General features: G+C 71.4%; 9 protein-coding genes. 6 read left to right on the top strand and 3 right to left on the bottom strand.

Features of this window, described 5'->3' with window-relative positions:
- The first annotated feature begins 80 nt into the window (after window positions 1-80).
- The 4 genes from ACLQ2S_RS08350 (at window position 81) to ACLQ2S_RS08335 (ending at window position 6,135) form a co-directional block, all read left to right on the top strand.
- Window positions 81-1,487 (top strand): condensation domain-containing protein, encoded by a 1,407-nt coding sequence (locus tag ACLQ2S_RS08350; RefSeq protein WP_155216625.1) that lies wholly within the window; start codon window positions 81-83, stop codon window positions 1,485-1,487.
- A 125-nt stretch (window positions 1,488-1,612) separates the two neighbouring features.
- Window positions 1,613-3,289, top strand: coding sequence for an ABC transporter ATP-binding protein (locus tag ACLQ2S_RS08345; protein ID WP_425701455.1), 1,677 nt, complete (start codon window positions 1,613-1,615; stop codon window positions 3,287-3,289).
- Window positions 3,286-5,028 carry an ABC transporter ATP-binding protein gene (locus ACLQ2S_RS08340; RefSeq protein WP_425701454.1) on the top strand — a complete coding sequence of 581 codons (1,743 nt, stop codon included), beginning with the start codon at window positions 3,286-3,288 and terminating at the stop codon, window positions 5,026-5,028. Before ACLQ2S_RS08345 ends, ACLQ2S_RS08340 begins: the two co-directional genes overlap by 4 nt.
- 162 nt (window positions 5,029-5,190) lie before the next feature.
- Window positions 5,191-6,135: an acyltransferase domain-containing protein gene (locus ACLQ2S_RS08335; protein WP_309223024.1), complete on the top strand. Its 945-nt coding sequence runs from the start codon at window positions 5,191-5,193 to the stop codon at window positions 6,133-6,135.
- Window positions 6,136-6,207: 72 nt separating this feature from the next.
- Here the strand turns inward: ACLQ2S_RS08335 and ACLQ2S_RS08330 are convergent, their stop codons facing one another.
- Window positions 6,208-7,548 carry a cellulose binding domain-containing protein gene (locus tag ACLQ2S_RS08330; RefSeq protein ID WP_155216631.1) on the bottom strand — a complete coding sequence of 447 codons (1,341 nt, stop codon included), beginning with the start codon at window positions 7,546-7,548 and terminating at the stop codon, window positions 6,208-6,210.
- 452 nt (window positions 7,549-8,000) lie between these two features.
- Between ACLQ2S_RS08330 and ACLQ2S_RS08325 the strand changes: the two genes are divergently transcribed.
- Window positions 8,001-9,875, top strand: coding sequence for a Xaa-Pro dipeptidyl-peptidase (locus tag ACLQ2S_RS08325; protein ID WP_425701453.1), 1,875 nt, complete (start codon window positions 8,001-8,003; stop codon window positions 9,873-9,875).
- Window positions 9,876-9,951: 76 nt separating this feature from the next.
- On the opposite strand, the gene ACLQ2S_RS08320 is transcribed toward ACLQ2S_RS08325, so the two are convergent.
- Entirely contained in the window at window positions 9,952-10,509 is a 558-nt protein-coding gene (locus tag ACLQ2S_RS08320) for a GNAT family N-acetyltransferase (protein ID WP_155216635.1), read from the bottom strand.
- 189 nt (window positions 10,510-10,698) lie between these two features.
- Between ACLQ2S_RS08320 and ACLQ2S_RS08315 the strand changes: the two genes are divergently transcribed.
- Entirely contained in the window at window positions 10,699-11,682 is a 984-nt protein-coding gene (locus ACLQ2S_RS08315; RefSeq protein ID WP_425701452.1) for a hypothetical protein, read from the top strand.
- Here the strand turns inward: ACLQ2S_RS08315 and ACLQ2S_RS08310 are convergent.
- Window positions 11,679-12,212: an AAA family ATPase gene (locus tag ACLQ2S_RS08310; protein WP_425701451.1), complete on the bottom strand. Its 534-nt coding sequence runs from the start codon at window positions 12,210-12,212 to the stop codon at window positions 11,679-11,681. The genes ACLQ2S_RS08315 and ACLQ2S_RS08310 overlap by 4 nt on opposite strands.
- Window positions 12,213-12,228: the final 16 nt, after the last annotated feature.

The raw sequence follows: 12,228 nt of genomic DNA, 5'->3' as shown, positions 1-12,228 counted from the left end.
CCTTGGATCGGCTGATCGGTCCACTGTGTAAGACTCGATCGATCGATCCGCTGCCGAAACGGCTCGTCGTACCGTCGGGAATGCGCTTCGCCGATGTGGTCATTCCTACCGGGTGGGCCGCGGAGACGCTGGTGCCCGCCGAGTTCGCCGCCACCGACGGCGGGACCGCACCGCCGACCTGGGCCCAGCAGGTGCTGTGGCGGTCACTCGTCCGGTTCGGCTCGAACCACCGGTTCCTCAACCTGCGCCGTACCGTCGCCGTGTCCGCGCGGGCCGGGGTGGACGTGGACCGTGCGGTGCGGGCGGTGAGCGCGCTGGTCGGGCGGCACTCCGCGCTGCGCACCCGGCTGCGCGTGCTCGGCGATGAGCCGCACCAGGAGACAGCGGCGGCCGGAGTGCTGCCGATACTGCTGCGGGTCGGCGACGGCGACGGCGCCGACGCCGCCCGGGACACCGCGAACCGCCTCGGTGACGTGGCCTTCGACCACACCGCCGAATGGCCGCTGCGGATCGCGTTGGTCACCGTCGACGACCGGGTACGGCAGGTCGTCGTGGTGTTCAGCCACACCACCGTCGACGCGTACGCCGCCGAACTGGTGCTGCGGGACCTGCGGCTGCTCCTGCTGCGCGGCGGGCTGCCCACGCCGCCGGGCCCGCAGTCGGTGGACGTGGCCCGGTTGCAGCACGGCCCCGACCGCCGCCGCTCGCAACGGTCCGTCGGGCACTGGCTCCGGGAGTTCCGGCGACTCCCCCAGACACCGCTGACCCCGACCGGGCCCGGTCTGGACCCGCCGCTGCGCCGGGGTGTGCTGGTCTCCTCCGCCGTCGACACGGCGGCCCGGCTGATCGCCGCCCGACAGCGGGTCAGCGTCTCCGCCGTGCTGGCGGCGGCGTACCAGGTGATGGCGGTACGCGGCTCCGGGCGCGAACTCAGCGGCCTGTTCCCGATGGCCCACAACCGGTTCCGCGCCGAGTACGCGAACGCGGTGGCCAACCTGGGGCAGATCGGCTTCTGCGTGATCGACCTGACCGGCCGTCCCGACTTCTCCGAGGTGCTGTCCCGCGTCTGGGCCGCCTCCCTCGGCGGGCTGCGGCACGCCTACTACGAACCGGCGGAGCTGCGCCGGGCCTTCGAGGCCGAGGGGGTGGACTTCGAGCGCGCGTTCCTGCCACACCACTACTTCAACGACGTACGGCTGCCGGTCGGAGGCGAGGCCACCGTGCCGGAGACGACCCCGGCCGGCCTGCGTGCCGCGACGGAGCGCAGCAGCTTCTCCTGGACCGCCGGGCTGCACCAGGCGTCCTGGCACCTGCTGGCCCACGTGGTCGACGAACCGGACGGGGTGGGGATCACGCTCACCGCCGACACCCGTCACCTCGCCGTGGACACCATCGAGCCGTTCCTGCGCGGCATGGAGGAACTCCTGGTCACCGCAGCCTTCGCCGACGTGCCGTGGCCGTGGTCACCGGCGACCGGCACGACCTGACCGCCCCGGGGCGCCCCACCTGGGGTGCCCCGGGCTCCGCCGCCCCGGTGGCGTCGGTGACACGAAATGGCGTCGGACGAGGACGGCAGGTTAGGTTGCCCTGACTCGGTACGTGAGGCGGGGGCATGACACAGACCACGGGGCGACTGATCCGTCGGATGTTCTGGCGGCAGCGCCGCGACACCGCCCTGTGTGCCGCCTTCTGGTCACTGCACCAGGTGTGCGAGGCCCTCGTCCCGGTGGCCATCGGTCTGGTCATCGACCAGGCCGTCGGAACCGGGTCGAGTGCGGCCATGGCCTGGTCCGTGCTGGGCATCTTCGCGCTGTTCACCGCGCTCACCATGGGCTGGCGGTCCGGCTTCTGGTTCCTGTCCCGGGCGGTCACCCAGGAGTCCCACGAGTTGCGGATGCGGGTGGTCCGGCGCGTGGTCGGTGGGCAGGGGATCCGGACCAGCCGCCAGAGCGGGGAGCTGCTCTCGATCGCCACCTCCGACACCCAGGCCGCCGCGGAGCTTCTCGAACTGGGCACCCGGGGCGTGAGCGCGCTCATCGGTCTGACGGTGTCGACGGTGGTGTTGCTCCGGATCGACTGGCTGCTCGGGCTCGGTCTGGTGGTGGGCGTGCCGATCCTGGTGCTCGGGCTCAACGCGCTCGGGCCGGTCGTGGGCCGCCGCACGTCCGCCCAGCAGCAGGCGGTCGGCCGGGCCGCCGCCACGGCGTCGGACCTGCTGCGCGGGCTCCGACCGCTGCGTGGCTTCGGCGGCGTCGACGAGGCCGTACGCCGTTACCGCTCGGCCAGCCGGACCTCGTTGCGTGCCGGCGTCAGCACGGTCAAGGCCGGTGCCACGTTCATCGGCGCCTCCACCTTCACCACCGGCCTGCTGATCACCGTGGTGGCCGCGCTGGCGGGCTGGTTCGCCCTGGAGGGGCGGATCACAGTCGGGCAACTCATCACGATCGTCGGCCTGGCCACCTTCCTCACCGATCCGGTGCTCAACCTCGCCGACTGCGTCTTCCGGTTGGCCACGGCCCGGGCCAGCGCGGCCCGCGTGGCCGAGGTGCTCGCCGCCCCGGAGCGGGTGCCGTCCGGCACGCGTACGGCCCGGCCGGGGACGTTGACCTTCGACACGGTGCACACCCCTGGCCTGGACGGCGTCGACCTCGTGGTGTCCCCCGGTGAGCTGCTCGGCATCGTCACCGGGGAGACCGGCACCGCCGACGACGTCGCCGAACTGCTCGCCGGTGCCCGGTCGCCGGACCGGGGGGAGGTGCGCCTGGCCGGCACGCCGATGCGGGAACTGGACCTCACCTCGCTACGCCGGGCAGTGCTGGTCGAACCGCACGGGGTCGACCTGTTCGGCACCACCCTGCGCGAGGTGCTCCAGACCGGCGACGACCGGGACGACGCCGCCCTGCGTACCGCGATGACCTCGGCCTCCGTCGGTGACCTCCTCGCCCACGACGCCGGGTTCGACCGCGAACTGGTCGACCACGGTCTGAACCTCTCCGGCGGCCAGCGGCAACGGCTCGCCCTGACCCGCGCACTGCTGGCCGACCGGCCGGTCACCGTCTTCCGCGACCCGACCACGGCGATCGACGCGGTCACCGAGCACGCCATCGCCGACGGCATCCGCGCCCACCGGGCCGGCGACGGTCGGGCGACCGTGCTGGTCACCACCAGCGCACCGCTACTCGACCGCTGCGACCGGGTCGTCTTCCTCCGGGACGGGCGGGTGGTGGCCGTGGGACGCCACCGCGACCTGCTCGCCGACTCGTCGTACGCGGAGGTGGTGCTGCGATGACCGCGATCCTGCCGGTCGCGTCCGGGCGGACGACGCTCACCGCGTTCTGGCGTACGCTGCGCCGCTACCCGCTGCTGGCCTGGACCTCGATCGTGGCGGCCACGGCCGCGAGTGTCGCCGCCGTCGGCGTGCCCATCCTGCTCGGTCGGCTGGTCGACCTGGTGGTGACCGGCGGCACCGTCGAATCACTGCTGCTGACCTCGGGGCTGATCCTCGGCGCGGGCCTGGCCGCCGCGGCCCTCACCGGCGCCGCCAACTGGCTGGTCACCGAGTGGGGGATGCGCGCCTGCGCCGATCTGCGCGAGGAGGTGCTCGACCGGGCGCTGCGAATGGACGCGACCCGGTTGGAGAGCGCCGGGTCCGGTGACGTGGCCTCGCGGGTCACCGAGGACGTGGAGCGGGTGACCGACTCGGTACGGCTGGCGGCAGGGATCTTCACCGCGCTGGTCACCGTGGTCATCACCTTCGCCGGGTTCGCCACGCTCGACTGGCGCATCGCCGTGGCGTTCCTGGTCGTGTTCCCGGTGTACGTGCTGAGCCTGCGCCGCTTCGTGCCTCAGGCGAAACGGCTGTACGCCGCCGAGCGGGAAGCCGCCGCGGTGCGGACCCAGAGCCTGTTGACCACCTTCACCGGGGCCCGGACGGTGCACGCCTACGGGATGCAGGAGCGGCAGAGCCGACGGGTCGAGCAGACCTCCCAGCAGGCGGTCGTGGCGCGGCTGCGCGCGGTGCGCGGCTTCCTCTGGTTCGCGAACACGATGAACTACGCGGAGGCGCTCGGGCTGACCGCCGTACTGCTCACCGGTTTCCTCCTGGTGCGCGCGGGCGACAGCAGCGTCGGCGACGTCACCGCCGCGGCGCTGCTCTTCCACCGCCTCTTCGGCCCGCTCGGTCTGTTGCTGATCTCGTTCAACGACATCCAGTCGGCCGGTGCGGCGCTCGCCCGGCTGGTCGGCATCACCGGGCTCGACGTGCCCGCGACGCGGCCGACCGGACCGGTGCCGCAGCGGCGGCCGACCGGCATCACCGCCAAGTCGGTGTGGCACCGCTACCCCGGTGGTCCCGCCGTGGTGCGGGACGTCTCGATCGAGATCGCCGAGGGTGAGTCGTTGGCGATCGTCGGCGAGAGCGGCGCCGGCAAGACCACCCTCGCGGCCATCCTCGGTGGCGTCTTCCCCGCCGCCGAGGGCGAGGTGTGGCTGGCCGACCGCCCGATCGACGAGTTGCCGCCGGTCGAGCTGCGCCGCACCGTCGGCGTGGTCACCCAGGAGGTCCACGTCTTCGCCGGCACCCTCGCCGAGGACCTGCGGCTGGCCGCGCCGGACGCCACCGACGAGGATCTGCACGCCGCGTTGCGGCTGGTCGGCGCCGACCGGTGGGTCGACGCCCTACCGGACGGGCTGTCGACCCGGGTCGGCGACGGCGAACACCCACTCACGGCCGGTCAGGCGCAGCAGGTGGCGCTGGCCCGGATCGCCCTGCTCGACCCGCCGGTCGTCGTTCTCGACGAGGCCAGCGCCGAGGCCGGCAGCGCGGGCGCACGGGAACTCGAACAGGCCAGCGCCGCCCTGATCCGGGGCCGCACCGCCGTGGTGGTCGCGCACCGGCTCAGCCAGGCGCACACCTGCGACCGGATCGCGGTGATGGCGCACGGCCGGATCGTCGAACTCGGCGCGCCGGACGAGTTGGTGGCGGCCGGCGGCCGGTACGCCGAACTCTGGTCGGCCTGGCGACGCTGAGGCGCACCCGCCTCAGCCGCGGTGACCTGGAGGTGCTCCACGGCCACCTCCCGCCCGGCGACGCCGGCGACCAACCGGCCCACCTGATCATCGCGGTCACGCCGCCCGTCAACGGTTGCGCTCAGTGCGGTTGGGGCAGGTCGCTGCGCTAGGGTCGTCCGCGTGGACCTGGACGTCATCGCCACCCGTCTCGGCGTACCCGTCGAGGAGATCGAACGCGTACACCGACTCGCCGCTGACCACCCGTCGGCACCGGTGCCCGACAGAGCCGACGCGCCCGCGCTGCTCGACCGGCTCGCGGTACGCCCGGACGACGCCGCCGAGATCATGGCCGGCTGGCCCGACCCCGACTCCACACTGTGGACCCCGGAGCTACGCTGGCTGCTCGACCGCTCGATCGCCCTGGTCCGCGCCGACCTCGGCGGGCACGAATGGCTGCCGCCCGGGCCGGCGCTGCCGCGCGAGCGGGGCCCCGCCTGGCGACACCTCTACGTGTACGCGTACCTGGCCCTCGTCGACGTGGTCCGGGACTACCACCGCGACCACGACATCCCCGACGCCGTCTCCTGGGCGACCCTCGCCGACCTGGGCCGCAACCTCGCGATCGACCGGCGGATGCGCCGTGAGGGCTGGCCGGTGATGCAGAGCTGGTTGACGCTGCACGCCCGGGGCAGCGTCTACGAGTTGGGGCGGCTCCAGCACCACCGGGGCGTCGACGCCGTCAGCCTGCACATCCCCGAGTCGGGACCGCTCACCCCGGCGGCGATCGACGCGTCACTGGACGAGGCGCGGGAGTTCTTCCCGCGCCACTTCCCCGACGAGCACTACACGGACTTCGCCTGCGGATCGTGGCTGCTCGACCCGCAGTTGCGGGAGTACCTGCCCGAGGACTCCAACATCGTGAAGTTCCAGCGCCGGTTCGAGTTGGCGCCCTACGAGGAGCCGGAAGGGCTGGACGCCGACACCGAGGTGCTGCGCTTCGTGTTCCGCAGCCTGACCACACCACTCGACGAGCTGCCGCGCGACACCGTCCTCCAGCGCGCGGTCATCGACCACCTCAAGGCCGGTCGGCACTGGCAGTGGCGCAGCGGCCGGTTCCCGATGTAGTCCCAACGCCGTCCGGTCGGCACGGACCGGGCGCGGACCCCGAGTGGGATCCGCGCCCGGATGACGTACGACTCAGCTGACGGTGCAGGCCGCGCCGTTGAGGGTGAACGCGGTGGGTTTCGCGGCGTTGCCGGTGTGGGTGGCCTGGAAGCCGATGTTGACCGACGCGTTCGCGGCGATGGTGCCGTTGTACGACGCGTTCTGCGCGGTCACCTGTCCGGAGGACGGTGAGTAGCTGGCGTTCCAGCCGCCGGTGATGGTCTGCCCGCTGGGCAGCGTGAAGACCAGCGACCAACCGTTGATGGTGGAGCCACCGGTGTTGGTGATGGTGATCTCCTCGGTCAGTCCGTTGTTCCAGGCGTTGACCGTGGCGGTGACCCGGCACGCCCCGCCACCGGGTGGCGGCGTCGTCGGGCCCGGCGGCGGAGTGGTGTTCGGCGGTGGTGTCGTGTTCGGCGGCGGGGTGGTGTTCGGCGGTGGCGTGGTGCCGCTACCGAACTGGGTGAAGAAGCGCCAGGTCTCGCCCGGCAGCCAGGTCCGGGAGCCGCTGTCACCGGGCGCGCCGTCCTGCGGTGCGGCGATGTGTCCCTCGTCGAACGCCGCCCAGACCACGGGGTAACCGGACGCGCATCCGGAGTAGGTGGTGCTGCGGTGGGTGAGGCTGCCCTGCGAGGGTTCCGGCGGGTTCTGCGCGGTGCATCCGTTGTTGCGGACGAACCGGTCCCGCAGCGACCGCCCGTTGGAGATGTTGAGGACACTGTCCCGGATGCCGTGCGCCCCGAAGTAGGCGACCGGCTGGTTGCCGCCGCTGCATCCGCTCAACTGCGCACCGCCGTAGACGGCGACCGCCCGGAAGACGTTCGGCCGGGCACAGGCGAGGGCGTAGCTCATCGCGCCGCCGTAGCTGAACCCGAGCGCGAAACGCTGTGTGGTCTCGACGCAGAGGTCGTTCTCGATCTGCCGCAGCATGTCGTCGACGAAGGTGACATCCTCGCCGCCGGAGTTCGCCCAGCCACTGTTGAGGCCCTGCGGCGCGACGAAGATGGTGCTGTTGTTCGACAGGGGCAGCAGTCCGTAGTAGGCCCAGGTGTCGCGCTGCACCGTCTGGCCGGTGGCCACGTCGGTCGCCGAGCCGTTGAGCCAGTGGAACCCGAACACCAGCCGGTACGGGTGGTTGTTGTTGTAGTTGTCCGGCACCCGCAGGATGTAGCTGCGGTTCTTGCCGTTGCTCTGGATGGTGTGCGTACCGCTGCGCAAGGTGGGTGCCTTGCCGCAGCCGGCGGTCGCGGCCAGGATGCCGGACTGGGCGGCCGGCACGCTGCCGGGGTTCGCGGTGAGCACGGTGCCGGCGGCGGCCAACACCATCAGGGTCGAAAGCACGACCGGTCCGAAGATCGATCTACGCCTGGACATCGGGACTCCATTCCGCGCCCGCTGGGGACGCGCGGTGGTGCGGCACATCGCGGTGGTGGCGACGCCGGGAACGGCCGGCGCAACGCGCAGATGCGCCTGGATACGGTGCGGCACCGTCCCCGGGCTGTCAGGGTGGTGGGCGACCCAGGACGGCGGTCTCGACGTGTGCCATGGCTCCCGCGATGCGCCGTCAGCCGCCTGAGCTGTCGGCGTGACCGTCCCACACGGGCTCGCAGCGCACCGTCAACCGGCGTTGCACGCCTCGGCTCGCCTGGCCACCGGCCGGGCGGGGACGTCGGAGCGTGCCCTTCGCTCCTGCCCCGCAACCTAACCTGTGATCGATAACATCGCAAGATGTAAATAAATGGATCACCACGGGCAACTCCGACCGGCATAGCATGACTTCGATGGCCACCTTCGTCCGGCGGTCCGGCCACCGAAGGGAGCCGCACGTGCGTCGATCCCCCCACCTGCTGGCACTGATCGGCCTCGGGCTCTCCGGCGCGCTGACATTGAGCGCGGCTCCGGCGGCGGCACGGCCCACACCCACCGTCCCCGGCATCGTCGTCGTCGACGGCATGACCCAACCGGTCTTCTCGCTCGCCGACGCGATCGAGGAACGGGTGTACGTCGAGACCACTGTCGACACCGACGACGACGGCCGACCCGACCGGGTGGCGATCGACATCTCCCGGCCCCGGGAGACCGCCACCGAGGGATTCAAGGTGCCGGTCATCTTCGAGCACAGCCCGTACCGCAAGGACGTCTGGTACGACGTGCCGTACCCGAGCGTGCTGGTGGACGAGCTGCCGCAGAACGGGATCGATCACCGGGGGAACCGGCGGACGTCCGATCCGGCGGTGCAGCGGGCGGCGGCGAAGGCCAACCTGCCCGGCACGCTGGACGACTACTACGTGCCCCGGGGATACGCGGTCGTGGTCGGCCAGAGCATCGGCACCGGCGACTCCGACGGCTGCCCGACCAGCGGAGACCAGGCCGAGACGCTCGGCACCAAGGCGGTGATCGACTGGCTGAACGGCCGGGCGCAGGGGTACGACGCGGCCGGGACGCCGGTGACCGCCGACTGGACCACCGGGGCGGTCGGCATGACCGGCGTCTCCTACAACGGCACCCTGCCCAACCAGGTGGCCGCCACCGGCGTCCCGGGACTGCGGACCATCGTGCCGGTGGCCGCCATCAGCAGCTGGTACGACTACTACCGCGCCAACGGTCTGGTGGTGGCGCCGGGGACGTACCAGGGTGAGGACACCGACGTGCTGGCCGGGTTCACCGCCGGTCAGACCCGGGCCGAGGGCCGCTGCGCCGCGGCGATCGCCGAGCTGACCAACCGGCAGGACCGGATCACCGGCGACTACTCCGCCTTCTGGCGCGACCGGGACCACCTCGACGCCCGGAAGGTCCGGGCCAGCGTGCTCGTCGTGCACGGCCTCAACGACTGGAACGTGAAGACCGAGCACTTCGCCGGCTGGTGGGACGAGTTGACCCGGCACCGCGTTCCGCGCCGGATCTGGCTGCACCAGGGCGGGCACGGCGGTCCGGGCAACACCGCCTCGGTGACCCTGCCCGACGGCCGCACCTGGACCTGGAAGCAGACCGAGAACCGCTGGTTCGACCACTGGCTGTGGCAGGTGCCCAACGGGATCATGGACGAACCGACCGCAGTGGTGCAGCGCGAGGACAGCACCTACACCACGTACGCCAACTGGCCCGACCCGGGCAGCCGGGAGGTCGCGCTGCGGCTGGCCGCCACCGACGCCACCCCCGGCGTACTGACCACCGGGAAGCCGCCGAGGAAACAGGTCGAGCAGCGCTTCGTCGACGAGGGCCGCACCATCCACCCGGACACGCTCATCGCCGCTCCGGACGCGACCAGCCCACACCGGCTGGCCTACCTCTCCCCCACGTTGGATCAGCAGGTCCGCATCTCCGGTCGCCCACAGGTGCGGCTCCGGCTGGCGATCGACAACAAGCCGGGCGCGAACCTCACCGCGTACCTGGTCGACTATGGCCCGCCCGGCTCGGACGCCGCGCCGACGGTGGTGACCCGGGGCTGGATGGACCCGCAGAACCGTCACAGCGCGTCGCGCACCGACCCGCTGCGCCAGGGCAAGCTGTACGACCTGCGGTGGACGCTGGAACCCAAGGACCACGTCTTCCCGGCGGGCCACCGGATCGGCCTGGTGGTCTTCTCCACCGACCAGGAGTACACCCTGCTGCCGCTGGGCGGCACCCGACTGCGCGTCGCGCCGCAGCACAGCGAACTACGCCTACCGGTGGTCGGCGGACGGACCGCCCTCGGTTTCTGACCCCAGCCGGTCGCGGGTGGTGCGTAGCCATTCTTGGACAGTTGCCGTCAGCGCCTGACAGGAACTGTCCAAGATTTCACATCCGCGCCGAGCGCTCGTGCCATTCGTGGGCGAGGATGGCGTAGGTGTAGCCGTCCACCCAGCCCAGCTCGGCGTGCCAGGAGTCCCCGACCCCGTGCTGCTCCCGGCGCATGCCGAGTTTCTCCAGGATCCGCACGGAGGCGAGGTTGTCGGCGAAACAACCAGCGGTGATCCTGCGAATACCCAGCTGGTCGAACGCGTGCGCCACCATCGCGGTGACCGCCTCTGTCGCATACCCACGCCCGCCGTACGCCGGATCGAAGACATAGCCGAGGAGCGCCTCCGTCCGCGGCGGCATACCGGGCTGGCCCATGCCGTCGACCACGTCGAACGAGACGGTGCCGATCACCGTGCCGTCGAGGGTCACAGCCACGCTGTGGTCGTTGGGATCATCGGCCGCGCGCCGCCACGACGCCCGGAAGCGCTCCGGGTCGACGTCGGTGCTGAGCAGCCAGTGCTTGACCTCCGGCAGGTTGCGGTACTCCAGGATCCGGTCGACGTCCGTGTCATCGACCGGACGAAGCACAAGGCGTTCGGTGACGAGGTGGGGCATCCTCGCATGATCGCAAGGCTGTCCAGGGAATTTCGCTCATAGCCCAGGTCAAGGTCCGGAGGGCGGCCACGTGGCCAGCCCGGTGGGGGCGTCGGCGGCCGTGGCGCTCATCTCGATGAGCGGACGCTGCGAGGATGGCAGGCGCGAAATGACGGTGCGGTGCGCACAGTGGCTGTGGATGATGTCGGCGTGACCGAGACGGGCAACGGGTCTGCCGAGCAGCGCCTGTACGACACTGTGGCGCGCTGGAACGTCGACCCCGGGTACGGCCCAGCGGACATGATCCATGCCGCCTGCCAGGCGCTGGTCGACGGGCTGGACTCGCCGATGTTGCGCGAACTCGCTGGTGCTTCGGCGCGGGATCCATCCTGCGACATCTCCGAACTCGTGACCAAGTCGCTCAAGGAACTCGGGATCCCCGCTCCGGGTACTGTCCCCCCAGGCTTCGCCCCGGCGACCGGCGGAGGAGTCGCGCGCCGACCGGGCGTCGACTCGCTGCGTCTGGAGGTAGCGCCGACGCTCGAGGACGTAGGCGACGGATTCCAGGTGCAGGTCTACGTCAACGGTACGGAGATGACCTCGGCCGCAGCGGGACTCGGGATGGACCCGTACGAGATCTTTGTCCCCACCAATCATCTGGTGGCCACCGCCGAGCCGCGCACCGTTCCGATCGCCCGCTGCTCATGTGGCGTGTATGGCTGTGGGTCCACGGACGTCACCATCACCCGGGACGGAGAGCTGGTGCACTGGGACTGGTCGGGCGAGGCGCCCATGGCCCGCGGCGTCTCCTTCCCGGCCGTCGAGTACGACGTCGAGGTCGCCCGGGTGGCTGCGGATCATTCGTGGGAGACGGCAGATCGCACCGCCGGACGACTCGTCCTGACGGAACTGGACCGCGAACGGTTGCGCGCTCACGGCCTCGAAACCAGTTGGGTCGCCAACGACTACTGCGATGACGACGTGTTCCGGGTCGCCCTTCAGATCGACCGTGACTACCAGGTCTTCGTCGACACCCGGTGGCGTGGCCGTGGCCCCGAGGAGATGGCACGCGAGGTGTGCGCCACCTTGGCCCTTCCGCCCAGTGAGTGGCACGCCACCTGGCGCGCCATCAAGCCCGCCCTGACCAAGCCGCCGAAGATCGCGGGACGGTCCTGGCGACCGGCGCAGTTCTAACCGCCGGACAGGCCTGCCAGCCAGCGTTCCAACGCCTCGGGGGAGTCGAGCAACAGCACCGGTGGTCCGGTCGGATCGGCGTGCCAGGCCCGCAGCCGACGTCGTTCCCGGCCGAACTCGGTCACGTGCCACACCAGGACCGAGTCGGTGGACAGCACGCTGCCCAGCGACTCACGGTTGCCGTTGCAGATCCGCTCACCCGTGGAAAGCCGGCGCAGCGTACGCCGCAGCAGCCACCGGAAGGACAGCCCGCGCGGGTAGTCCAGGCCGATGACCAGGTCCGCGCGGGCCAACGGCACATCGCGCCAACCGTGGTACGCCCCGTCGAGGATCCAGCGGTCCCGACGGCAGACGTCCTCGATCCGGCGGCGTTGCACCGGCACCGGCACCTCGACCCAGTTGGGTTCCCAGAGCATGTCGTCGACCGGGTACCAGGGCAACCCGAGTCGCTGGGACAGCCGCTGCGCCAGGGTGGACTTGCCGGAGCCGTGAACTCCGTAGATCAGGATGCGAGACAGCCTCTTGGTCATCGGGCGGCAGCCTAGT

This window comes from Micromonospora sp. DT48 (assembly GCF_049844495.1).
GTDB lineage: Bacteria > Actinomycetota > Actinomycetes > Mycobacteriales > Micromonosporaceae > Micromonospora.
This window is presented reverse-complemented; position numbering and strand designations above follow the sequence as displayed.

Bases quoted from the DNA above. Each gene is read 5' to 3' on its own strand.
- ACLQ2S_RS08350 (WP_155216625.1), top strand. From the start codon at position 81: ATGCGCTTCGCCGATGTGGTCATTCCTACCGGGTGGGCCGCGGAGACG.
- ACLQ2S_RS08345 (WP_425701455.1), top strand. From the start codon at position 1,613: ATGACACAGACCACGGGGCGACTGATCCGTCGGATGTTCTGGCGGCAG.
- ACLQ2S_RS08340 (WP_425701454.1), top strand. From the start codon at position 3,286: ATGACCGCGATCCTGCCGGTCGCGTCCGGGCGGACGACGCTCACCGCG.
- ACLQ2S_RS08330 (WP_155216631.1), bottom strand. From the start codon at position 7,548: ATGTCCAGGCGTAGATCGATCTTCGGACCGGTCGTGCTTTCGACCCTG.
- ACLQ2S_RS08320 (WP_155216635.1), bottom strand. From the start codon at position 10,509: ATGCCCCACCTCGTCACCGAACGCCTTGTGCTTCGTCCGGTCGATGAC.
- ACLQ2S_RS08310 (WP_425701451.1), bottom strand. From the start codon at position 12,212: ATGACCAAGAGGCTGTCTCGCATCCTGATCTACGGAGTTCACGGCTCC.